This window comes from Mucilaginibacter antarcticus (genome assembly GCF_042686155.1).
GTDB classification, from domain to species: Bacteria; Bacteroidota; Bacteroidia; order Sphingobacteriales; family Sphingobacteriaceae; genus Mucilaginibacter; species Mucilaginibacter antarcticus.
The window spans coordinates 64,008-87,005 of sequence record NZ_JBHUON010000002.1; the positions used below are offsets into that span (position 1 = coordinate 64,008).

The window sequence follows — 22,998 nt, forward strand, 5'->3', positions numbered from 1 at the left end:
CTAAAACTGAAAATAGATAAACTGTTTGTTGTTAAACACCCCGAAGAAATAACAGCAAAATCCAATAGCTATAAATAATACTATAAAAGAAAGGGTGTTTTTGGTTGGCACGGTAAGGTAAAACCACTCTTTAGCACACAATAGAACGATAAGCCCAATAGCGAACCACATTTCTGCACTATTAAGCGCCAAAGCAAATGCGTCTGTCCTGTTTATAGTAAAAAAGCTTTTGATGATATAAAATGCGTCGGTTGTACTAGCCGATCTGAAAAACACCCAGGCCAAAGACACCAGAAGATAGGTGAATAGGACTTGAAAGATGTGCTTTATGGCATTAGGTTTAAAGCTGTGGCCTGCCCGTTGTAAAACTTTATTTATGATAATGTGGCTCACCAAAAAAATGCCGTGCAGCGCGCCCCAGATAATAAATGTCCAGTTGGCGCCATGCCAAAAGCCGCTTACCACAAAAACGATCAGCAAGTTTAAATACCAATGTGGTACAGCAACCCTATTGCCGCCTAGCGGGATATATAAATAATCTCTAAACCATGTTGACAGCGATATATGCCACCTTGACCAAAACTCGCTCACCGAGCGCGAAAAATAGGGCGACCGGAAATTATCCATCAACCTAAAGCCCATGGTGCGGGCCGCGCCTATGCCAATATCCGAATATCCTGAAAAGTCGCAATAGATTTGGAAGCCATAGAGCAGTGTGGCTATCAGTAATGAACCGCCCGACTGTGTTTGCGGATGCAGGTAGGCGCCATCAACCGCTATAGCCAATCTATCTGCAATTACGACTTTTTTAAACATGCCGGTAGCCATTTGCATAAGGCCGGCTTTCAGGTCTTCAAAGTTGAACGGATGCTTTTCGTAAAACTGGTGTAGTATGTTTTGTGGTCGTTCAATGGGCCCTGCTACCAACTGCGGATAAAACATCACATACAGCGCATATATGCCGAAATGCTTTTCGGCTTTTTGGTTACCGCGATAAACCTCAATGGTGTAACTCATTGCCTGAAAGGTATGAAACGACAAACCTATAGGAAGCAAAATTTTTAAATAACCAAGCCACCCGCCGTTGCCTATTACGTTGATATTAAGAGCAAAAAAGTTGTAATACTTAAACACCGCCAGCACACCGATATTGGCAATAAGGCTTATCACCAGTAAGCGCTTTCGTTTTTTTGGGGCGGTTGTTTTTTCGAGGTAGATACCGGCGAAATAATCAATCAGGATAGTAAAACCAAGAATAAGAATATATATCGGCACAAACGCTATATAGAAATAGCAGCTTGCTGCCAATAATAGCCCCCAACGATATTTATGCTCCAGTATAAAGTATAGTGAGGTGACCAGGAGATAAAATATCAGGAAAGGCAGCGAATTAAAAACCATTGATATAGTAAAGGCGACAGTATACCGGTAACAAAGATAATGATAACAACCATATACAAAAGTCGCTAAACTCTGTCGCAGTGTCCTATTAAAAGGTCGGTGCGGGCTTTGTGAATAACCCCGGATTTTCCTGTGGCTTAAAAAATTAATTTAAAAGTTTTTAAAAAGCGCCCCTGTAGCACATTGTACTGCATGCGCTGTTATTGGCACTGGGTTTGTCTTGTTGTAAGTACAAATCATAACATTGACATGAAAACTTTAAGAAATAGTGTAGTAGCCCTGGCTATGGCCGCAACGGTAATAGCATCAGGATGTAATTCATTAAACAAAACTCAAAAGGGCGCGGCCATTGGCGCAGGTGCCGGCGGCGTAGTAGGCGCTTTAATTGGTAAAAGCGCAGGTAACACTGCCTTAGGTGCTATTATTGGTGGCGCAGTTGGTGGTACCGCAGGTGCTTTAATTGGTCGCAAAATGGATAAACAAGCGGCCGAGATCAAACAAACCGTTCCGGGAGCTACCGTTATCAGACAGGGCGAAGGTATTCTGGTTAAATTTGACTCTGGTATACTATTCGACGTTGATAAATCTGATCTGAAATCTGCGGCAAAAACCAATTTAGATAATCTTGCTCAGTCGTTGACTAACAACCCGCAGACTAACATTACTATTATTGGCCACACAGACAGCACCGGTCCGCTAGATCATAATATGGATCTTTCTGTACGTCGTGCTCAGTCGGTTCGTTCATACATTATAGCTAACAATGTTAACACTAATCGTTTAACAACCAAAGGCCAGGGCCCAAATGAGCCAATTGCAGACAATACAACCGTTGATGGCCGCGCTCAAAACCGTCGCGTAGAAATTACCATTGTAGCTAACGACCAAATGAAACAACAAGCTGCACAAGGCAACTAATACAACAGTGTATATAGTTTTTTACAAAGGTCCGGCAATCGTCGGGCCTTTTGTTGTTTTAACCGTTTTTACCGATGTGACAAATCCACCGCCATAATTTCACCGTAATATTTACCATCTTTACCGATTTGTTGCAGCTACCCACCCATTTTGCGTAGGCCGATATTTAATAGTACATTAGTTTTGAGGTATAAATAATAAACAATCACTAAACACTAAAACAAAATGGAAACCTACCAAAACCCTTATATGAGCCTTCCGGGCATTTCTGCAGAAGAGCTGGCTTTTTTACAACAAGCAACCGCAGGCTTAAACGACGGTCAGAAAAGAAGCTTCTACCTGATCTATTCGGGTAAACGCAAAAGCCCGCAGGATATGTTGATATTCAGCATCGTAGGTTTATGCTTAATCCCTGGTTTTCAAAGATTCATGACTGGCCAGATAGGTATGGGTATATTATACCTTTTCACTATCGGTTTGTGCTTCATCGGTTCAATTATGGACCTTGTAAACCACAAAAAGCTGGCGCTAGAGTTCAACGAAAAAATGGCTATCGAAGCCTTTAACATTGCTAAACTTAGCCAATAATCACCAGTAGGGTAAAGCCCGATTAAAATATATCAACGCGCCAAAGCTTTTTTTATAAAGGGCTTTGGCGCATTTATTTAATGCTGGCAGCTGCATACCCTAACATATTTTGATACTTTTATGTCATCTGTGAAATCAAAGCAAAATCATTGAAATCACGCTCAACATGAAACTATCTCAACTTACTGGCTATCTTGAAACCCTTGCGCCGCTGGCATATCAAGAGGACTACGACAATGCTGGTCTCATTGTCGGCAATCCAGATCTGGATATCCAACAGGTACTGATCTCACTGGACTGTATAGAAGCGGTGGTTGATGAGGCCATTGCCACCAACTGCCAGGTAATCGTATCTCACCACCCCATAGTTTTTAAGGGCTTAAAACGTTTTAACGGCAAAACGTATGTCGAGCGGGTGGTTGAGAAAGCAGTTCGCCATAACATCGCACTTTATGCTATCCATACTAACCTGGATAGTGTGCTTACCGGAGTTAACGCTAAAATTTGCGAGGTGCTTGAATTAGAAGATCTGCGCATCCTGTCGCCAAAACAAGGGTTACTAAAAAAACTGGTTACCTATGTGCCGAATAATCATGTAGATCAGGTGCGCAACGCGCTGTTTCATGCCGGGGCGGGCAACATTGGCAACTACAGCGAGTGCAGTTTTAACGCGCCCGGTGCCGGGACGTTTAAAGGAAATGAAGACAGCGACCCCTACGTTGGAGAACCCGGAAAAAGGCATACCGAGTCAGAAACGCGTGTAGAAACCATATATCCGGCAAATTTGGAGAGCAAAATATTGATGGCCCTTATGCTGGCTCACCCTTACGAAGAGGTGGCTTATGACTTATATAGCTTAACTAATCAGCATCCGGAAGTAGGATCAGGAATGGTAGGCGAACTAGAGGAACCTATGGATGCTGCCGAATTCCTATATCACCTTAAAGAAAAAATGCAGACTACGGTGATAAGGCACACAGCGCTTACCGGCAAAAAAATAAAAAAGGTAGCTGTTTGCGGCGGCTCGGGCGGCTTCTTGTTGAAGCACGCCATTGGCGCAGGTGCCGATATTTTTATTACTGCTGATTATAAATATCACGAGTTTTTTGATGCTGATAACAAGATCATCATTGCGGACATTGGCCATTTTGAGAGCGAACAATTTACCCAGCAACTGCTGCACGATCTGATAAAACAACGCTTTGCCGATTTACCATTACGCTTAACCAGTGTGAACACCAATCCGGTGAGGTATTTTTTGTAGCCAGACTGAAAATGGTGACAAACAGCAAATTACAATTGCATTATACAATAAATTAAAAAATTCGTATCTTTGCCATCCGTTTATAAATAAATAAGCATAAATCCCGTCGAAATAATGGAACAAACCGTAGAACAAAAGCTTAAAGCGTTATACGAATTACAAACCATCCACACTAAAATTGATAAAATTCGCCAGGTTAGAGGTGAATTACCTATGGAGGTTGCCGACCTTGAAGATGATGTTGCAGGTTTAGAAACCCGTATACAGAAAATTAAAAGCGAGCTGGATGATCTGGAAGATGATATTGTTACCCGCAAAAACCTGATCAAGGATGCGCAGGCCAACACCAAAAAATACGAAACTCAACTCAATGAAGTAAAAAACAACCGCGAGTATGATGCAATTTCAAAAGAAATTGAAATACAAGGGTTAGATGTACAGGTGAGCGAGAAAAAAATCCGTGAATATGGTTTTGATATTGCTTCAAAAACTCAGGTTTATGAAAAAGCTTTGGCTGACTTAGAAGCCCGCAAGAGCGATCTTGATGCTAAAAAGCAAGAGTTAGGTACAATTACTGCAGAAACCGAAAAAGATGAGACCGAATTAACTACTCAGGCGGATAAAGCTTTACCAAACATTGACGAGCGTTTACTATTTGCTTACAACCGTCTGCGTAAAAACGCTAAAAATGGTTTAGCTGTAGTAACCATTCAGCGCGATTCATGCTCTGGTTGTTTTAACCAAATCCCGCCACAACGTCAGTCTGATATCCGTCAACGCAAAAAAGTTATTGTTTGCGAGCATTGCGGCCGTATCTTAATTGACGAGCAAATGGCTTTAGATGAAGAAGAAACTGCAACCGCTTAATTTTTAAGCTTAAGTAATATAAAAAGCGTCCTTCATAATTTGGGGGACGCTTTTTTTGTATATTAGATTCCTGATATGTTGAAAAACATATATATTTAACCAATGCTAAAAGCGCGATTAATTTATTTAGGCCTTATTGTAATAACGGTTATAACCGGCTTGATAACGCGCGAACTCTCGTCTGTTATTCCGCTTTTTATTGGCGACATTTTGTGGGGGTTAACTGCTTTTCTGTTGATGCGTTTTTTATTTATCAAAAAATCACTACAGTTTGCTGTGGTTATAAGCGGCATCTACGTTACCCTTACCGAGCTTAGCCAACTGTACCACGCACCCTGGATTGACAAAATCAGGCCCACATTTATTGGCCGTGTAATGTTAGGAGAAACTTTTTTACTGACCGATATATTATGCTATTTTATCGGTATTGGCCTGGGTATATTGATTGAACTTTCATTGCGTACACTGGTACGTAGCATGTATCCCGAACTTGACTGATTCCTTACTCTTTTATTAGCAATTCTCCGTTAACTAAGCCCTCCAATTCAGAAGGGTTGTGGCTCACTATCAATACAGTAGCTTTTAGTTCATTAAATACTACCTTCAGGTCCGCTATCAGCGCTGTCTTCAAATCAGGATCAATGGCCGAAAACGGCTCATCCATCAATATCAACTTAGGTTTAGTAGTTAGAGCACGCAATACGGCCAAGCGCTGTTGTTGCCCGCCTGATAGGTGTTGGGGCTTATGATCGTTCAACGTTTCTAATCTCCCAAGTTTTAACAAGCGATTTATCCAGGCAACATCGTTTGTTGCATATTGCAAATGCTGTAGTACCGTCATGTTAGGAAATAGCGCGAAATCCTGAAATACAAAACCGGGCATCCTTTTTTGTGGTAATAAGTTAATTCGATTTTCGGTATCCAGCCAAATATCATCCCCTGCTACTATCCTTCCTTTTTCGGGCTGCGCCAACCCGGCAATCACCTTTAGCAAAGTAGTTTTGCCGGCACCGGATGGCCCGAAGATCTTGGTTATGGTGCCGGTTTCAAAACGGTGGCGTACCTGTAGTGTTTTTTTGCCATGATACACCGTAAGGCTCTTTTGTATGTCAATGTCGATCATTCCAACGGGGATTTAGCCTGGTATTTATTGAATATAAAAACGCCTGTTACCAGAACAAAGGTGATAACAAAAAGAATGAGCGAGTAAGCATTTGCGGCTTCATAGTCCATACGTTCAACCGAATCATAGACAGCGATGGATGCTACCCGGGTTACATTAGGAATGCTGCCGCCTATCATCAGCACCACGCCAAACTCGCCAAGCGTGTGTGCGAAAGTTAAAACGAACGCTGTGATCAATGACGGTTTAATATTTGGCAGCAGAACGCCTTTAAATGTCCGCCACCGAGTTTTACCCAGTGTATACGATGCTTGCGCCAGCGACGCCGGCAACTGCTGTAGCGCCGATTTAATAGGCCCTACCATAAAAGGCAAACTGTAGATTACTGAGGCTAGCACTAATCCCTGAAAAGAAAAGACAAACTGTACGTCAAAAGTCTCGCTCAACCATTTACCAAACCCGCGTTGCGGACTAAACGCCAGCAGAAGATAAAAACCCAGCACAGACGGCGGTAACACCAAGGGCATAGTTATAACTGCTTCGATAATGGTTTTTATAAATGAACGTCCTTTTGATAGCCACCAGGCCAGGGGCAAACCCAGCAGAAACAACAACAACGTTGTAATTGCCGCCAATTTTAACGTAAGCCATATAGGCGAAAAATCCATTTTTACTTTGTGCGATAACCGTATTGTTCAAATATACGTTTAGCGTCAGCACTTAATATATACCGGTAAAACTTTTCGGCGTTTGGGTTGGCGGCCCCCTTTTTTAATATTACCATTCCCTGTCTTATCGGGGTGTATGTGTTAGGGTCTATAGCTTTCCAGTACAGTTTGGTTTTATTAGCCGGGTCACATATAAGCGCTTGCGTGGTAAAGCCAACATCTACCACGCCCGTGGTGATGTAAGTGTTTACCTGAGATATACTTTCGCCGTAAACAACCTTGCTTTTAATATCTTCACGAATGCCTTTTGTCTTCAGCAGTTCTTCGGCTGCTGCACCATAAGGTGCCACAGCGGGGTTGGCCAACGCCACCTTTTTAACATTCGGCGTAAGCAGCACCCGCTCCCAGCGCTCAAAACCAATATCCTTTGAACTGCAGATGATCAGATTACCCAAAGCATAAACCACCGGGGCCTTCGCTGAAAATCCATCTTTAAAAAGCGATTCGGGAAAAGCCATATCAGCAGATAAATACACATCAAAGGGCGCCCTGTTTTTAATCTGTGCTACCAATTTACCCGATGAACCCACAATAGGTTCGATATCTACTCCGGATCTTTGCTTAAAATCTTTTTGCAATACGGTGATAACCGCCTGCAAATTAGCTGCCGCTGCTACCCTAAGTACCTGCGCAGCAGACGCGAACGAGCCTAGCATGGCGACAGCAAATAAAAAACACACGCGTTGTAAGGTACCGGCAAATTTGGGATGGTGGTTCATGGCTATATGCTTGGTGTAAATATAGAACGAATTATCAAAAGCATTAGTGCTCTTTAAGCGTAGTAGCTAGACTGTAGACATTCATCAGATTACTTTTGATACGCTTCCTGATAAATAGCGCTCAACAAAGACTTATCGCCCTGCGCGTCGCCAAGCAGTTGCCAGATCATAATGCCCGATGCCGTTTTTTGGGCTAGCTGCGTTTTTTGTTTAATGGTAGGGATGCCGTTATAATAAATGGTTTTGCCGCCCGGCAGTGCCCATTCGTCTACCAGCTCGGCGCCAGGGTATTGGGCTACCAGTTGCTTGTAAGTCATGCTCATGCCGGGCGTGATTAAATCCTGGCCAAAGCCATAGCCATAAAAACCGACACCCAATACCATTTTTTCTTTTAGTACTTTCTTTACAGTATAAAAATAATCCAGGTCGGTCACCGCCTTGTCATAAGGCGAATGCGGTCCAGGCCTATCAGGCCTGCCCGGGCTGGTATGGTCGTAGCTCATCAGGCTTACAAAATCATATTGGGCCAGCGCGGCCTCGGTAAGCTGGTCCTTGTAAAATATGGCAATAGCTGCAGTAGTCAACAGCTTTTTTTCCCTTAACGCCGCCGACAATTCGGTTGCAAATTTCTCATAATTTTCATCAATATCCCCGCCTTCGATATCTACATCTATCCCATCGAAACCGTACTTTACAGCCACGTCAACCAAGGCTTTTACAAAAGCTGGCCGCTTATCATCCATTAATAAAGCCTGATAATAAGTGTGCTTGCTCCCCCCGGCTATAGAGGGTAGTACTTTAACATTTTTAGCATGGGCCGCTTTAATAAAAGGCAACAGCCCTGTTAGGTCTGTATTGAAATTACCCAGCGTATCCGGATTTAAAAAGTACAGGTTAATGTGCGTAAGCTTATCAAACGGCACGGTACTTAAATCGGCGGTTAATGCCGCGCGGATGGCGTAATAGCCAACTATTTTAAATTTGTTGCTGCTTGTTTGCGCCTGTGCGGATAGCATTGTACAGGTAAACAATATTAGCAATAACCATTTATTATTGATTTTAAGCATTGTTTGCATTGTTTTTGAATAACGAGCTAACCAAATTTATGATAAAAATCTTTCGAATCATATTGCTAAATCGATTAAAAGCGCTATAATTGAACCTACAACCCCAATTATATTCTTCTTATTAACCAGTTTTCCATTTTTATGCGTAAACATAATTTTTTGGCAGGCTTTTTTGCTGCCGCGATTTTTTTTAATGCATCTGCACAAAACACTGCAAAACCCGACGATAGCCGCTTCACCAAAGTGGTGCTTGCGCAGCGAATTGAGGAGCCCATGCAGTTTCAAATACTAAAAGACGGCAAGGTTCTATATGCAGAGCGTAAAGGCAAGCTCAAGCTTTATAACCCGCTAACGCAAAAGATAAGCGTGGTACATGAGTTTGGCGTAAGCACTAAATATGTAAGCCAAACCGGTGAAGTTAGCGAAGCCGAGGACGGCCTGCAAGGTGCCGTACTCGACCCCGAATTTGATAAAAACCATTTTATCTATGTCTATTATTCGCCTGCCGGCAGCGAGTCTAAAAACACCTTGGAGCGCTATACCTGGGATGGAAGGGGTCCCTTACTGGCATCATCAAAAAAAACCATCCTGGACGTGCCTGTTCAACGATTTGAGTGTTGCCACGTTGGCGGGGGCATGGTGTTTGATAAAGACAAAAACTTGTATTTAAGTACCGGCGATAACACTTTTTCGCGTGCGTCTGACGGCTTCTCGCCGCTGGATGAGCGCCCTAATATGTCTACCCAGGATTCGCAAAAAGGATCATCGAATACAGATGATCTACGCGGCAAGATCTTGCGCATTCACCCCGAGCCAAACGGCACTTATACCATCCCTAAAGGAAACCTATTTGCCAAGGGCACACCAAAAACACGTCCCGAAATTTATACTATGGGCAACCGTAACCCATGGCGATTATCTATAGACAGCAGAACCGGGTATTTATACTGGGGTGAAGTTGGCCCTGACGGCAGCGTAGACGACTTTGAAAAACGCGGTCCGCAATCATACGATGAGTTTAACCAGGCGAAAAAAGCCGGCAATTACGGCTGGCCGTATTTTATCGGTAATAATTTTCCGTACCATAAATATAATTTCGCTACCAAAGAAAGTGGCCCTTTGTTTGATCCTCAAAAACCGGTTAACACATCGCCAAACAGTAGCGGCTTAAACGAGCTGCCGCCAACTACAGCGCCGTTTATCTGGTACTCAAAACAACAAAGCAAGGAGTTTCCGCTTGTTGAAGCAGGTGGTAACAGTGCCGTCGGCGGTCCGATATTTCATGCGGCTGATTTCAGTAACGCGCCCCGCTTATACCCTTCATATTACGAAGGCAAATGGTTTATTACCGACTGGGTACGTGGCTGGATAAACGTTGTCACTATTGATGATGATGGCAAATATGTAAGCATGGAGCGCTTTTTGCCTAATTTTAAACCGCGCGGACCAATTGATATGAAGTTTGGTCCTAATGGGGATTTATACGTGTTAGAATACGGTAATGGTTATTTTAAAGACAACCCCGAAGCCGAGCTGATACGCATTGAATATAATGGCGGCAACCGACGGCCCGATGTGCAGGTAGCGGTAAATAAAGTTGCCGGTGCTACGCCGTTGACCGTAGCGCTAACATCTGCCGGCACAAAAGACGCTGACGAGGGTGATAAACTGAGCTACTCCTGGAAAGTTACCCGCAATGGCGCGCCGTTTAAAACTATCGCGCAAGAAAACCCTAATTTAACATTAACTACGCCGGGTGTTTATAAAGCGCTGTTAACTGTAACAGATTCAAAAGGTGCAAAAAACAGTAAATCGGTGGAGGTGAAGGTGGGGAATCAGCCGCCGGTGGTTAATTTGGCAGTAACCAAGGGTAACTCCAGTTTCTTCTTCCCTAATAAAAGTATAGCTTATACCGTAAGTGTTACCGATAAAGAAGACGGCAGCCTGGCGAATAAAAAGATTTCGCCTGCCCGGGTGTCTATCAGTGCAAATTATTTGTCCGAGGGGTATAACATGACAGCCATTGCATCAAAACAAGGTAGTATGGATGCGGGAGCGCAATACGCAACTGCTTTGGGCCTGATTGCTAAAAGCGATTGCCGCTCATGCCATTCGGTTACAGAAAAATTGCTTGGCCCGTCATTTACGCAAGTTGGCCTGAAATATAAAGGCGAGCCAGGTGCTACCGACAAATTGGCTAAAAAAATAATTCAAGGCGGCGAGGGTGTATGGGGTCACGCCCAAATGCCTGCCCACCCAACCCTGGCTGATGCTGACGCGAAGGCTATTGTAAAATATGTTTTGAGCTTAGGCTACCCTGCACCAAAAGCAAAATCGCTGCCAGTGGCGGGGATCTATACGCCAATCGTTCCGGAAGGAAATAATAAGGATGGAAGCTTTATTCTGCGCGCGGCGTATACAGATCGTGGCGCAAACGGAGTAGCAGCACAAACCAGTGAAAGCATGCTAGTGCTGACCGCGCCAACCCTGCCAGCACATAAAGCTATTGAAGGTGATGGTGTTGATGTTAATATTGAGCGCACCATTACAAAAGCCACCGGCGCATGGTTAAGGTTCACTAAAATAGATTTGTCAGACATTGGCCAAATCCAACTGCAAACCGGCGCAAGGGACAGGAGCGCAAATATCAGCACCGTTGAGTTACATGCCGGCTCACGGCAAGGCAAACTGCTGGGCACCTACAGCGGCATGGCCAACCCGGGTGATGTGAATATAGACATCCCTGCGGGGCAGGGCATAACTGAGCTTTACTTCGTATTCAGCGGCGCACCTATGCGTATTAGTGCCGTTAAATTTATTGAAACCAAGTAATCTGCATAAATTATAAAGAAATGACGATAAGAAGGGATTTTTTGAAGAGTATGGGCGCGCTGGCCGCAGGGTCAGTGTTGCTGCCATCGTACAAATTTGCGCCTAAAAAGGTTACCAATGCCGGGGTGCAGTTATACACTTTCAGAAGCGAGCTGATGAAAGACCCTAAGGGGACATTAAAGATTATTGCCGATTTGGGGATTAAACAAATTGAATCTGCAGCCAGTAACAAAGGGTTATATTATGGTCTTACGCCGACAGAAATGAAACAAACATGCAAAGACCTGGGCATGACTCTGCGCAGCGGACATTGCAGTGTAGACGCCAACTGGCAACGCACCATTGACCAGGCTGCAGAGGCTGGACAGGAATATCTTGTTTGCTCATCATTGCCCTTTAATGGCGACACGATTGCTAACTACCAAAAAGTATCTGAACGCTTTAACAAGGCCGGCGAAGAATGTAAAAAAGCAGGCTTAAAGTTTGGTTACCATAACCACGATTTTGAGTTTAAAAAAGATAAAGGACAGGTGTTGTATGATATCCTGTTAGATAACACCGACGCTAAATTGGTTCACATGGAGCTTGACCTTGGCTGGGTGGTAGCATCAGGCAATGATCCTTTCGCTTATTTCAAAAGGTACGAGGGCCGTTTTCCGCTTTGGCACTTAAAGGATATGAAGGGCAAGGGCAGTGTCGAGTTTGGAAATGGCGGTTTAGATATTGTCGGCATGCTTAAACAAAGCAAACAGGCTGGTTTAAAATACTTTTTTATTGAACAGGAAGAGTATCCGGCAGGTTCGCCGTTAGCTAGCATGAAGTTAAATATGGAATATTTGAATAAGATAAACTATTAGTTACATTGCTACATTGTGCCCGGGGCGTGGGTCCTCGGGCAATATTTCCATATCAGGGTATTCAACGTAGTCAGCATACCATTGTATAGCCCCAACTACATCTAACGCATCCTCTGCATTAATATCAATGGTTTCGAAGGCATACAGCTTACCATGCGCATACCCAAATAATTGTATTTCATTGTGATTGGGCTCAAAAATATCATTCTCAAGACAATATACCCTTATCTTCAAGCTGGTATCTCTCGAATGGATCACATCACGGCATGGGTTCTTCGGATCGGTCGCCAACAGATATACATTGTATTCCATATAAAACTTCTAACAACACATTTTTAAGATGGTTTTTAAATTTATGCTTTGTTTCAAAAAAGACTTTGCTGCGCCGATAATTTAGGATTGATCATTGGGGTTATAATAGTAATCGTGTTAAAATTTGTTAAAGCTTAACGGGCGGGGATTAATGGGCTTATTTTAGCCCAATGATAAGACTGATCGCTTATATTATAATATGCTTTGTGCTGGCACATCATGCCGCTCAAGCCCAAAGCACAGTCAAAGGTAAAGTGTTCGAGTTGAATACTGAGATCATGCTATCAGGTATCACGGTAGAAAACCAGACGCAAAACATAAAAACCCATACAGACCCGATGGGGAACTATAGCATAAAAGCCCAAAAAGGCGACCTGCTTTGTTTTTTTGGTTTAAACTATTTGCCTGATACTGTTTACCTTATCAACACAAAAAACAAGGATGTATATCTACTATTACGCAGCAATCAACTTAAAGAAGTTAAAGTAACTCAAACCGAGGTAAACTCAAGTGGCTGGGCCATCCCGGCAGAGAAAGGTGTGCTTGGCAGTAAAACTGTGTTCTATCAACCAGCAGGCGGTTTAAAAATCAAGCTCTTCACCTCTCACGCTGCGGATAAAAAGCGAAAAAGGCTAGAAGCATTAGAGCAGCAGGGCGAAACCGAGCGACAGATATCCCGTGTATTTAGTGCTGCAAACCTTATAAATTATGTGCCGCTTACCGGCCAGGAATTGACTAATTTCATGATCAAATATTTGCCATCTATCGCTGTCTACGAAAGTGGAAACTTCAATTTCGCCGACTATATAAACGATAGCTATAAAGCTTTTTTAACCATCCCCGAAGATAAGCGAAAATCGCCGACCTATTTTCAACTAAATGGCGCAGCTGGCATAAACTAATTATTAAGGATCAGATGTCAGTTGCCTGATTTAAATGCCGACTAACATTAATGTTTGATAGCCACCGTTTCGAAAAAATTATACTACATCTGCGTTATTGATACCGGCTACAAAAAACGGGTGCTTTACATCGTCAAATAAATGACAGTAAAATCAACCAATCATGAAAAAACTTTTACTACTTATATGCGCAGGGGCGCTATTATTCACCATCGGCTGCAAAAAACAAGATCAGGAAGTAGCTCCTCAAGGCAATGGTAGCTGGACCTTAGCAGGCGTATCTTATAAAGCGAATGTTACTTACAAAGGCCCCACCTCTCACGGAGAATTCTTAATCAATTTTTGGGAGTCTGCACCAACGGCCGACCTGAAAGTTAACAGTCTTGCCTTAAGTTTTAAAGAAGATCCAACAACCAGCGGCACATACCAATTAGTAGGGTATGGCACAACGCTGTCAGGCAAACAGTTTACATTGGCTGCCGGTACTAAAGAGGGGTTAGCCTATGCTTACATCGGCGCTACTAATATTGATGTAACCATTACAGTTACCGGCGGAAAGGCTAAAGTTGTCATTCCGGAAATAACCCTAAAAGGCGCCTCAGGCCAAGCTGACGCAAAATTATCTGCCAGCGTACAAGAAATGTAATTGTACATCACCCTCAATACTCATAATAAACAAGGCCGCCTTTTAACGGGCGGCCTGTTCTTTTATATAATTATAAATTAGGGGCAAAATTCAACTCTAGCTAAAAAAGGGCCGAAAAACTCTCGCAGTGTTTCGAGCCCTACATCTACCTATGAAAAACAACCCTTTTGGGAGGGTTATAATACTATAAACAAACATCCTGCCAGTGTAACGCAGCCGTTACACACAGCTAAATTCCACCTATTACAAGGTAATTGGGTATTTCAAACGAAGAATTTATTCCCCATCTAGGGTACTGTTTGCACAGTGTGGGGAGAAGCTACTACCCCTTGGCGGCCGATAGCACACAAGCAATGTTCATCAAGTTTACCCTTGGCTAAAAATCATTTGTTAGTTACTATTAGCAATTCAGCACTATAAGTAGGTACAGCGGATTTTTTTTTGTTTATATTAGATTTCCTTATATAATGCAACATAGAAATTACGTTAAAAGCTTGCATTATACAGGTTTAATAGCCTTACATTAGTAGCTGGCAATATGCAAACATCTGAAAACTATGTCGTTCTGATCCAAAAGATCAATACTTTCATCAGAAAGTATTACCTGAACAACCTTTTGCGGGGTTTGATATTTTTGGGCGCTGGTTTATTTTCGGCATATATTGTTATTACGCTTAGTGAATACTTTGGCAATTTCGATTCATTTTTCAGGGGGGTGCTGTTTTACGGCTTTATCCTGCTTAACCTGGCTTTAACTTCCTGGTTGGTTGTGCCGCCATTAATGGCCTATCTTAAACTGGGTAAAACACTATCGCACGACGACGCTGCGGAAATCATAGGCAAGCATTTTAACGATATCAATGATAAGCTGCTAAATACGCTACAGCTAAAAAAGCAATCCGCCGGTGATGAAAGTCACCGCGGTTTGATCGAGGCAAGCATTGATCAAAAAATTGAAAATTTAAAGCCAGTACGCTTTCCGTCAGCCATCAATATAAAAGAGAATAATAAATATCTTAAATGGGTATTAGGGCCGGTAGCGGTAATTTTAGTTATTGGCCTGGCTGCACCGTCCATATTAACCGAAAGCACTAAAAAGATTATTCGCCATAATGAATACTTTGCCCCTGTAGCGCCGTTCAAGTTTGTTTTGTTAAATAACGACCTTTCGGTAGTTCAAGGCGAGGACTTAAAACTTGATCTGAAACTTACAGGCAACCTGTTGCCTGCCGATGTTTATGTCGAAACCGCCAATAATACTTTTAAGCTTGATAAAGAAAGTATTACCAAGTTTCATTACCAGTTTAGCAACCTCCAGCAAAACACTACTTTCAGGTTGGTAGGCAATGACTTTAAATCTCAACCTTACGAAATAAAGGTAAACCTGCGCCCATCGCTATTGCATTTTGATGTCGAGCTGCGCTACCCTGCTTATCTCCACAAAAAAAATGAAACTTTGAACAATGCCGGCGATCTGACTATCCCCGCGGGAACTGTTATTAAATGGCTTTTTCATACGCAAAATGCCAATAGCCTTGGTTTTGCTATCAACGGCAAAAACCACAAACTACGCCCGTCAAGCCCGGATCTTTTTGAACATACAGAACGTGTTGTAGGCGCCTCTATTTATAAGCTAAATCCACAAAACACCGTAGTTGCCCATAGCGACTCGGCAGCATATCGTATTACAACTATTGCCGACGAGCCTCCTGCTATCACCGTTAATGAGAAACCCGACTCTGTAAGCAACCAGGCTTTTTATTTTGATGGAAAGATTCAGGATGATCATGGCTTTTCGTCGCTGGCTTTCCATTACCGCATTGGCGAACCAGGCAGCAAGACTGGAAGGAATGTAGTAAAACCCGTTAAGGCCGAATTAAATCAGTCAATTTCTGATTTCTTTTATTTCTGGAACCTGAAAGAACTTGACATTAAGCCGGGCGATCGTGTGACATATTTTTTCGAGGTGGCCGACAATGATGACGTTAACGGTCATAAAAAAGCCCGCACTACGGAGCGTACGTTGAACGTGCCCGATGAAAATCAACTACGCGAAGAATTGAACGCCGGCACCACAGGCGTTAAACAGAAAATGCAATCAGCCATAAAACTGGCCGCTCAGCTAGAGCGCGACTCGAAAAAGATAGACCAGATGTTGTTGAACAAAAACAGCTTGTCGTTTGATGAAAAGAAACAGGTTGAAGACTTGTTAAACAAGCGCAAAGAACTTGATGATCTGGTAAAACAAATACAGGCCGACAACAAAAAGAACCTGTACAATCGCCAGGAAAACGAGGAGCAGAGCAAGGAGCTGTTAGAGAAGCAAAAAGAGATTGAAAACTTGCTTAATAATGTGTTAGACCCTAAAACTAAAGAACTGTTGCAAAAGCTGCAGCAACTGATGCAGCAAGGCCAAAAAAACACGACCCGAGATGAGTTATCAAAAATGAACACCGATAACAAGTCGCTCAAAAAAGAGCTCGACCGCATGCTGGAGCTATACAAAAAGCTTGAGTTTGATCAAAAACTCAATCAAAATATCAATCAGCTTAAAAAGCTAGCTGACAAGCAAGAAAAGCTATCTGAAGAAAGTAAACAAGCCGATCAGCAACCCGGCGTTGAAAATAAACAGTTGAACAAGCAACAAGGCGGAGATAAACAGAACGATAAGCAAAAGGCAGGCGACGACAAACAGAAGGCCGGCGACGAAAAGCCGGGTGAAAAGCAATCCCAAGCGGCCGAGAATAAAGAGAAAACAGATCGCCTGGAGCAACAGCAAAAAAACCTAAACAAAGAGTTTGAAGATATTAAGAAAGATTTAAAAGATTTGGATAACCCCGACAATAAACAAGACTTTAAAAATCCCAAGGAAGAGCAGAACAGCATAGAGGAGGAAATGCAGGAGAGCTCAAAACAATTGTCAAAAAACAACAAACAAAAGGCTTCACAATCGCAAAAACAAGCCTCGCAGCAAATGAAAAAGCTAGCCGAAAAAATGCAGAAGGAGCAGGAAGAAAGCCAGCAGGACCAGGCTGAAGTTGATGCTAAACAACTGCGTGAGCTATTAAAGAGTCTGGTAAATAGTTCATTTTCGCAAGAGAAAACAATGGAATCGCTACGAAGCATTAATCCGTCAGACCCGAATTATGTTACGCTGGCACAAACGCAAAAAAATATAAAGGATAATTTAAAAACTGCCGAGGATAGTTTATTTTCGCTGAGTAAACGCATCCCGCAGATACAATCAACCGTAAACCGCGAAATAACCGCTATAAATACGCAAATAGACAATGCCCTTGAAAATTTAGGCGAACGCAGAACAGCTGAAGCAAACCGTAGCCAGCAATATGCAATGACCGCTATGAATAACTTGGCATTAATGTTGAGTGACGCCCTATCGCAATTACAAAATAAAATGGATCAGAAAAGTGGTAAAGGCAAATCGGGCAAACCAATGTCGTTATCGCAACTGCGTAAAATGCAAGAAAAGTTGAGCCAAAACATGCAAAAGGCTCGCGAGCAGATGCAGGGCGAGGGCAGCCAGCCGGGCCAGCAAAAAGGGCAGCAAGGCCAGCAGGGGCAACAGCCCGGTCAAGGTCGCGGCCAGATGAGCGAACAGCTTGCACGCATGGCGCGCGAACAGCAGGCCATACGTCAGGCCATGCAACAGCTTAATAATGAGCAAAGCAAAAATGGTGGTGCAGGAATAAAAGATGCGGATAAAATGTCCCAGCAAATGGAACAAATTGAAAAAGATATCGTAAACAGAAAGATAACAGATGAGGCGGTAGCCCGACAAAAAGAAATACACATCCGTTTACTTGAAGCCGAAAAGGCAGAACAGGAACGGGAGCAGGATAAGAAAAGAGAAAGCCAGGCTGGCAAAGACTTGCCGCCGGGCTATATCAAAGCGCTACAGGAGTATCAACAAGTAAAAGGAAAACAAACAGAGCAAATTAAAACGGTCCCCCCTGCCCTTAATTTATATTACAAGCAAAAAATTAAATCTTATTTTGACCAACTTAATGCCAAATAGTATGGAACAAGCCCCTATTCAAACTACAGATCTATATACGTTGCAACTGCCGTCAAACCGGGAGAGTGTTACGCTATTAGAGAATTTGATAGAAGAAATTGCGGACAAATACCAAGTGGCTGATGACATATTTGCCAACATGATGACCTGCCTTAACGAGGTGGTTACTAATGCCATTATACATGGTAACAAATCAGATCCGGATAAAAAAGTAATTGTTAATGTTGAGGTTGACCAGAAACGGGCCACCTGGACCATTACTGATGAAGGCGATGGCTTTGATTACAATAATCTGCCTGACCCAACTGCCGAAGAAAATCTGGAGAACCTTACAGGCCGTGGTGTATTTATTGTAAAACACTTGGCAGATCAGTGCGTATTTAACACCAAGGGTAACGAAGTTGAACTGCTATTTAAGTTATAAATGCCCGTTATCAATTTTTTTGAAGAGGATATTAGCTATAAGCTTAAAGATAAATTAAAAGTTAAGCGCTGGATATCCGAAACCATTATGGCCGAGGGTTATAAGCTGAATGAGCTTAGCTACATTTTTTGTTCGGACGCATACCTATTGCGGATCAACCAGCAGTATTTAAATCACGACACCTTTACGGATATTGTCACCTTTGATAACTCGGAGGAGGAAATGATAATTACCGGTGATATCTTCATTTCTGTTCCCCGTACGCAAGAAAACGCTGAAAAATTCAAGGTTTCAACTATTGACGAATTACACCGGGTTTTGATCCATGGAGCCCTGCATTTATTGGGTTATAAAGACAAAAGGCCCGCCGATAAAAAAAAAATGACAGAAAAAGAAGATTACTATTTGGCTAAACGTCAATTTATTAGCTAATTTTACTTTTAACGAACAACACCCCCAACCAACAATAATGAAAATATTAGCATTAGTATTCGCGCTGCTTTTTGTGAGCGCACCACCGGCATCAGTTTATGATTTTAAACTGAAAACCATTGACGGAAGTAACTTTTCGTTAAAAAAATATAAAGGCAAAAAAATATTGGTAGTAAACACCGCTTCAAAATGTGGCTTTACCAAGCAATATGCCGATTTGCAAAAGTTATCTGAAACCTATAAAGACAAATTGGTTGTAGTGGGTTTTCCGGCAAACAACTTTGGACAACAAGAGCCTGGCAGCGATGCCGAGATCAAAACTTTTTGCTCGGATTTGTTTAAAGTTTCTTTCCCGATGAGCACCAAAGTAAGTGTTAAGGGCGACGACATTTCCCCTCTGTTTAAGTATCTTACTGAAACTGAAAACCCTGACTTTACAGGTGAAGTAAAATGGAACTTTGAGAAGTTTTTGTTAGACGAAAATGGAAAACTGATTCACCGTTACCGCTCGGCCGTAACTCCAATGGATTCAAAAATAACAGCGGCTTTATAAACGGTTGATTACATAACAAAAAAGCTATCCCAAAAGGATAGCTTTTTTTGTTTGCTATAGTCTGCCCTACTGTTTTGATAAAGCGTGGACCTGAGTTCAGTTTTTTAATTATTTGCCGCCTTTTTCGCTGCTTTTTCGCGATCTTTTTGGAGCTTTTCCTGCACTTTCTTTATTGAATCTTGCTTGGCTTGGGCAGCCTTTTTCTTTTTATTAAAGAAACCCTTTAACAAAAAGTTGTTCTGAGCAGCTTCCAAATCCGCATTAAGCGTAGTAGAAGTTTTATGGACATTTTTCATGGTCGTTTTTGCCTGGGCTATGGTCCCCTCCATCTCGCGAGCCATTTTATCGTTATTAAGCAAGCGGCCTATGCTGCCTTTTCCGCTGTTAACCTTGGCTACAATTTGCGACAGGTTATCAATTAAAGTGCCCGCATTATCAGCCATCTTGGTAAACTTGCCAATAATTTTATCCATATCTATCGGATTAACTGATCCTATTTTATCGCCGTCTGCAACTGTAGCCGTAGTATTTGGGCCGCCCGGCATCAACACTATCAGTTTGTCACCCATTAAACCGTCGCTGCCTATATTCATTCGTGCGTCTTTTTTAATAAACTGCATCACATCGTTTTTAACCGATATAATGACGTTTACTGTAGTATCGTTAACGATGTTGATATCATCAACCACCCCGACATTTATTCCCGCAAAACGCACGTTATTGCCTACCTGAAGGCCGTTTACGTTATTAAACGTGCCCGTTAGCTTGGATGTAGCCCTAAACAGACTTTTTTGATTACCGATAAAAAATACGGCAGCTATAAGCACCAGTAAACCAATAAAAGTAAACAGGCCTATTCTTACTTTTTGTGACGAGGTAATTTTCATGATATATCTTTAAAAAATGATTTTGCTAATTCGTTATCTGATTTTAACATCTCTTCAAATGTTCCTTCGGCAATATATTCGCCTTCGTTCATAATTACTACGCGGTCGGCTGTAATCCGTGCACATTCCATATCGTGTGTAATGATTACCGACGTTGTCTTATACTTCTTTTGCATTTCCAGTATCAGTTGGCTTATTTCGCGGGAAGTGATAGGGTCTAGCCCGGTAGTCGGTTCGTCGTACAACATGATTTCCGGTTTGATAATCAGCGTGCGTGCTAACCCGGCGCGTTTACGCATGCCGCCTGATAGGTCTGAAGGCATCTTGTCAGCTGCGTCGGCTAATCCAACACTGGTTAATATCTCTTCAACGCGTTGATCAAGTTCTGATTGGTCTGTTACCTTTAATACCCGGGTTAACGGAAACTCCAGGTTCTCGCGTACGGTCATTGAATCATACAGTGCCCCACTCTGAAACAGGAAACCGATTTTCATACGGAGCTCCTTCAGTTCTTTCTCGCCGAGATCTACAACATCATCGCCAAAAACTCTTAGGGTCCCACCGTCGGGTACCAGCATGCCTACTATGCATTGTATGGTTACAGATTTACCCTGACCGGACCGGCCCAATACCACTACGTTTTCGCCACGGTGTACGTCAAGGTTTATGTCCTTCAATACATCCTTATTGCCGAATGATTTTTTGAGGTTTTTTATCTCGATTACGACCTCATTCGGGTCATTGGCTTTTTCTGTCTTTTCTAATGTAAGTTCTTGTTCTGCCATGATCCTATTGATAAAATAATAAACTGGTTATTTGTACGGCTATGGCATCAATAACAAAGATCCAGAGGGATGCAGTAACTACTGCAGAGTTAGCCGCTAGCCCAACACTTTCTGTTCCCTTGCTTGAATGAAAACCCTTATAGCAGCCTACGAAGCCTATGGCCAGGCCAAAAAATATGGTCTTAACAAAAGCGGGGATAAAATCGGTATAATCTAAAGAGGCGATAACTTTCGTCGCGTAGAGCGAGAGGCTCATATGGTCTGTAAGATTGAGGGCCAAATAGCCGCCAAACAGGCCTATTACATCGCCAATTAGCGATAGAATAGGCACCATTAGTGTGGTAGCCAAAATACGCGTCACAACTAGATATTGCACCGGGTTAGCGCCGGATACGTCCATGGCATCCAGCTGCTCGGTTACTTTCATACTACCCAACTCTGCGCCAATACTTGACGCTATTTTGCCCGCGCAGATAATGGCAATGATAACGGGGCCAATTTCCCTGACAAATGATACGGAAAGCGTTTTGGGCAGCATACTGGCCGCGCCAAACTCTACCAGGGTGGGCCTTAATTGTAAAATTAAGACGATACCCATAATAAAGGAGGTGATACCCACCAGCATCATGGAGCGGTACCCTATTTCATAACATTGGCGAACAAACTCTGACCATTCAAAACCACCTGCAAAAATACTCTTGATGAATCTTGAAAAGAAAGCTACCTGCTCGCCAATGTCTTCCAGCCATTTCTTCCAGCCGGGTATCGTAATTTCTTCTGCCATGGTGATGCTATTATCGCTCTAACAACAATCTTTTACCGAAATGTTTTCATTTCGGTAAAACAGATTTTATGGCAGCTGTTTTTATTATCGTAACATCGGCACTTCTAAGATCAATAAACGGGTATTTGTCTGTGTATCAATATCTATCGAATCAGCATCTACAATTCCTATTGCATCTTTTTCATTTAAATTTTGATCATCAATTTTTACAGATCCGGCCAACACAAATACGTAGATACCATTGCCTGCTTTTTTAATATTATAACCGATGTTTTTATCTGCTTCGAACTCGCCAATAGAAAATGTCGCATCCTGGTTTATCCATAAGGCGTCAACGCTTTTATCGCCAGACACAAGGGTGGTAAACTCATTCAATTTAAACTGGTTTCTAAAATCGCGCTGGTCATATCTAGGCGAGATATTTTTGATCTTAGGAAACAGCCAGATTTGTAAAGTATTGGCGGCTTCGGTTTGTGAGTGATTATACTCAGAATGTTCAACACCGGTACCTGCGCTCATTACCTGCACTTCGCCGGAGCGAATAACACCTATATTACCCATGCTGTCCTTGTGTTCCAACGCCCCTTGTAATGGAATAGTAATAATTTCCATATTATCATGCGGATGGGTGCCAAAGCCTGTACCACCGTCAATGATATCATCGTTTAATACGCGCAATGCCCCAAAGTGGACCTTGTTAGGATCATAATAACCGGCAAAACTAAATGAGAAATTGGCTTTTAACCATCCGTGATCGCTCGTGCCCCGCCCGCTGGCAGGATAAAATGTAGTTTTCATAAGGTTCCTTAATTATATGTTACAACATTCAATTTTTATTCCACAAATTTATATTGTGTATTTTTACGCACTTTT

23 protein-coding genes are annotated in these 22,998 nt (G+C 42.5%); 13 read left to right on the forward strand and 10 right to left on the reverse strand.

Features of this window, described 5'->3' with window-relative positions; all coding sequences use genetic code 11:
* The gene (locus tag ACFSYC_RS02165; RefSeq protein WP_377123044.1) at nt 1-1,401 is read right to left on the reverse strand and encodes an MBOAT family O-acyltransferase; all 1,401 of its coding nucleotides are present in this window, start codon (nt 1,399-1,401) and stop codon (nt 1-3) included.
* 249 nt (nt 1,402-1,650) lie between these two features.
* Here ACFSYC_RS02165 and ACFSYC_RS02170 point away from each other — a divergent pair, with 249 nt between their 5' ends.
* From ACFSYC_RS02170 to ACFSYC_RS02190, 5 genes are all read left to right on the forward strand, one after another.
* Nucleotides 1,651-2,319: an OmpA family protein gene (locus ACFSYC_RS02170; protein WP_377123046.1), complete on the forward strand. Its 669-nt coding sequence runs from the start codon at nt 1,651-1,653 to the stop codon at nt 2,317-2,319.
* Between the two features lie 225 nt (nt 2,320-2,544).
* Entirely contained in the window at nt 2,545-2,907 is a 363-nt protein-coding gene (locus ACFSYC_RS02175) for a TM2 domain-containing protein (protein WP_377123048.1), read from the forward strand.
* 166 nt (nt 2,908-3,073) lie between these two features.
* Entirely contained in the window at nt 3,074-4,171 is a 1,098-nt protein-coding gene (locus tag ACFSYC_RS02180) for a Nif3-like dinuclear metal center hexameric protein (RefSeq protein WP_377123050.1), read from the forward strand.
* Between the two features lie 114 nt (nt 4,172-4,285).
* Nucleotides 4,286-5,038, forward strand: a complete 753-nt coding sequence (locus ACFSYC_RS02185) for a zinc ribbon domain-containing protein (protein WP_377123052.1) — start codon at nt 4,286-4,288, stop codon at nt 5,036-5,038.
* Between the two features lie 102 nt (nt 5,039-5,140).
* Nucleotides 5,141-5,536, forward strand: a complete 396-nt coding sequence (locus ACFSYC_RS02190) for a ribosomal maturation YjgA family protein (RefSeq protein WP_377123054.1) — start codon at nt 5,141-5,143, stop codon at nt 5,534-5,536.
* A 4-nt stretch (nt 5,537-5,540) separates the two neighbouring features.
* Here the strand turns inward: ACFSYC_RS02190 and ACFSYC_RS02195 are convergent, their stop codons facing one another.
* The 4 genes from ACFSYC_RS02195 to ACFSYC_RS02210 form a co-directional block, all read right to left on the reverse strand.
* Nucleotides 5,541-6,161, reverse strand: a complete 621-nt coding sequence (locus ACFSYC_RS02195) for an ATP-binding cassette domain-containing protein (protein ID WP_377123056.1) — start codon at nt 6,159-6,161, stop codon at nt 5,541-5,543.
* On the reverse strand, nt 6,158-6,829 hold the full coding sequence (gene modB / locus ACFSYC_RS02200; protein ID WP_377123058.1) for a molybdate ABC transporter permease subunit: 672 nt from the start codon (nt 6,827-6,829) through the stop codon (nt 6,158-6,160). The genes ACFSYC_RS02195 and modB overlap by 4 nt, the downstream gene beginning before the upstream one ends.
* A gap of 2 nt (nt 6,830-6,831) precedes the next feature.
* Nucleotides 6,832-7,608 (reverse strand): molybdate ABC transporter substrate-binding protein, encoded by a 777-nt coding sequence (gene modA, locus ACFSYC_RS02205; RefSeq protein WP_377123060.1) that lies wholly within the window; start codon nt 7,606-7,608, stop codon nt 6,832-6,834.
* Between the two features lie 89 nt (nt 7,609-7,697).
* Nucleotides 7,698-8,624, reverse strand: coding sequence for a glycosyl hydrolase family 18 protein (locus ACFSYC_RS02210; protein WP_377123062.1), 927 nt, complete (start codon nt 8,622-8,624; stop codon nt 7,698-7,700).
* A 192-nt stretch (nt 8,625-8,816) separates the two neighbouring features.
* Between ACFSYC_RS02210 and ACFSYC_RS02215 the strand changes: the two genes are divergently transcribed.
* Together ACFSYC_RS02215 and ACFSYC_RS02220 are read left to right on the forward strand one after the other, a co-directional pair.
* Nucleotides 8,817-11,507, forward strand: a complete 2,691-nt coding sequence (locus ACFSYC_RS02215; RefSeq protein WP_377123064.1) for a PQQ-dependent sugar dehydrogenase — start codon at nt 8,817-8,819, stop codon at nt 11,505-11,507.
* Between the two features lie 20 nt (nt 11,508-11,527).
* A complete protein-coding gene (locus ACFSYC_RS02220; protein ID WP_377123066.1) occupies nt 11,528-12,364 on the forward strand; it encodes a sugar phosphate isomerase/epimerase family protein in 837 nt (278 codons plus the stop codon).
* Here ACFSYC_RS02220 and ACFSYC_RS02225 read toward each other — a convergent pair whose 3' ends face one another.
* Nucleotides 12,365-12,676 (reverse strand): hypothetical protein, encoded by a 312-nt coding sequence (locus tag ACFSYC_RS02225; RefSeq protein ID WP_377123068.1) that lies wholly within the window; start codon nt 12,674-12,676, stop codon nt 12,365-12,367. It abuts the gene before it with no gap.
* Nucleotides 12,677-12,846: 170 nt separating this feature from the next.
* Here ACFSYC_RS02225 and ACFSYC_RS02230 point away from each other — a divergent pair, with 170 nt between their 5' ends.
* The 6 genes from ACFSYC_RS02230 to ACFSYC_RS02255 all read left to right on the forward strand — a co-directional run bounded on the left by ACFSYC_RS02230 (nt 12,847) and on the right by ACFSYC_RS02255 (nt 19,669).
* Nucleotides 12,847-13,578: a hypothetical protein gene (locus ACFSYC_RS02230; protein ID WP_377123070.1), complete on the forward strand. Its 732-nt coding sequence runs from the start codon at nt 12,847-12,849 to the stop codon at nt 13,576-13,578.
* A gap of 163 nt (nt 13,579-13,741) precedes the next feature.
* Nucleotides 13,742-14,224 carry a hypothetical protein gene (locus tag ACFSYC_RS02235; RefSeq protein ID WP_377123072.1) on the forward strand — a complete coding sequence of 161 codons (483 nt, stop codon included), beginning with the start codon at nt 13,742-13,744 and terminating at the stop codon, nt 14,222-14,224.
* Between the two features lie 538 nt (nt 14,225-14,762).
* Nucleotides 14,763-18,260: a DUF4175 family protein gene (locus ACFSYC_RS02240; protein WP_377123074.1), complete on the forward strand. Its 3,498-nt coding sequence runs from the start codon at nt 14,763-14,765 to the stop codon at nt 18,258-18,260.
* 1 nt (nt 18,261) lies between these two features.
* On the forward strand, nt 18,262-18,684 hold the full coding sequence (locus ACFSYC_RS02245; protein WP_377123076.1) for an ATP-binding protein: 423 nt from the start codon (nt 18,262-18,264) through the stop codon (nt 18,682-18,684).
* Nucleotides 18,685-19,116, forward strand: coding sequence for an rRNA maturation RNase YbeY (ybeY, locus tag ACFSYC_RS02250; RefSeq protein WP_377123078.1), 432 nt, complete (start codon nt 18,685-18,687; stop codon nt 19,114-19,116).
* 37 nt (nt 19,117-19,153) lie between these two features.
* Nucleotides 19,154-19,669: a glutathione peroxidase gene (locus tag ACFSYC_RS02255; protein WP_377123080.1), complete on the forward strand. Its 516-nt coding sequence runs from the start codon at nt 19,154-19,156 to the stop codon at nt 19,667-19,669.
* 104 nt (nt 19,670-19,773) lie between these two features.
* Here the strand turns inward: ACFSYC_RS02255 and ACFSYC_RS02260 are convergent, their stop codons facing one another.
* The 4 genes from ACFSYC_RS02260 to ACFSYC_RS02275 all read right to left on the reverse strand — a co-directional run bounded on the left by ACFSYC_RS02260 (nt 19,774) and on the right by ACFSYC_RS02275 (nt 22,923).
* On the reverse strand, nt 19,774-20,556 hold the full coding sequence (locus ACFSYC_RS02260) for an MlaD family protein (protein ID WP_377123082.1): 783 nt from the start codon (nt 20,554-20,556) through the stop codon (nt 19,774-19,776).
* On the reverse strand, nt 20,553-21,341 hold the full coding sequence (locus tag ACFSYC_RS02265; RefSeq protein WP_377123084.1) for an ABC transporter ATP-binding protein: 789 nt from the start codon (nt 21,339-21,341) through the stop codon (nt 20,553-20,555). The genes ACFSYC_RS02260 and ACFSYC_RS02265 overlap by 4 nt, the downstream gene beginning before the upstream one ends.
* A gap of 4 nt (nt 21,342-21,345) precedes the next feature.
* Nucleotides 21,346-22,125 carry an MlaE family ABC transporter permease gene (locus tag ACFSYC_RS02270; protein WP_377123086.1) on the reverse strand — a complete coding sequence of 260 codons (780 nt, stop codon included), beginning with the start codon at nt 22,123-22,125 and terminating at the stop codon, nt 21,346-21,348.
* Nucleotides 22,126-22,209: 84 nt separating this feature from the next.
* Nucleotides 22,210-22,923 carry a pirin family protein gene (locus tag ACFSYC_RS02275; protein WP_377123088.1) on the reverse strand — a complete coding sequence of 238 codons (714 nt, stop codon included), beginning with the start codon at nt 22,921-22,923 and terminating at the stop codon, nt 22,210-22,212.
* Nucleotides 22,924-22,998: the final 75 nt, after the last annotated feature.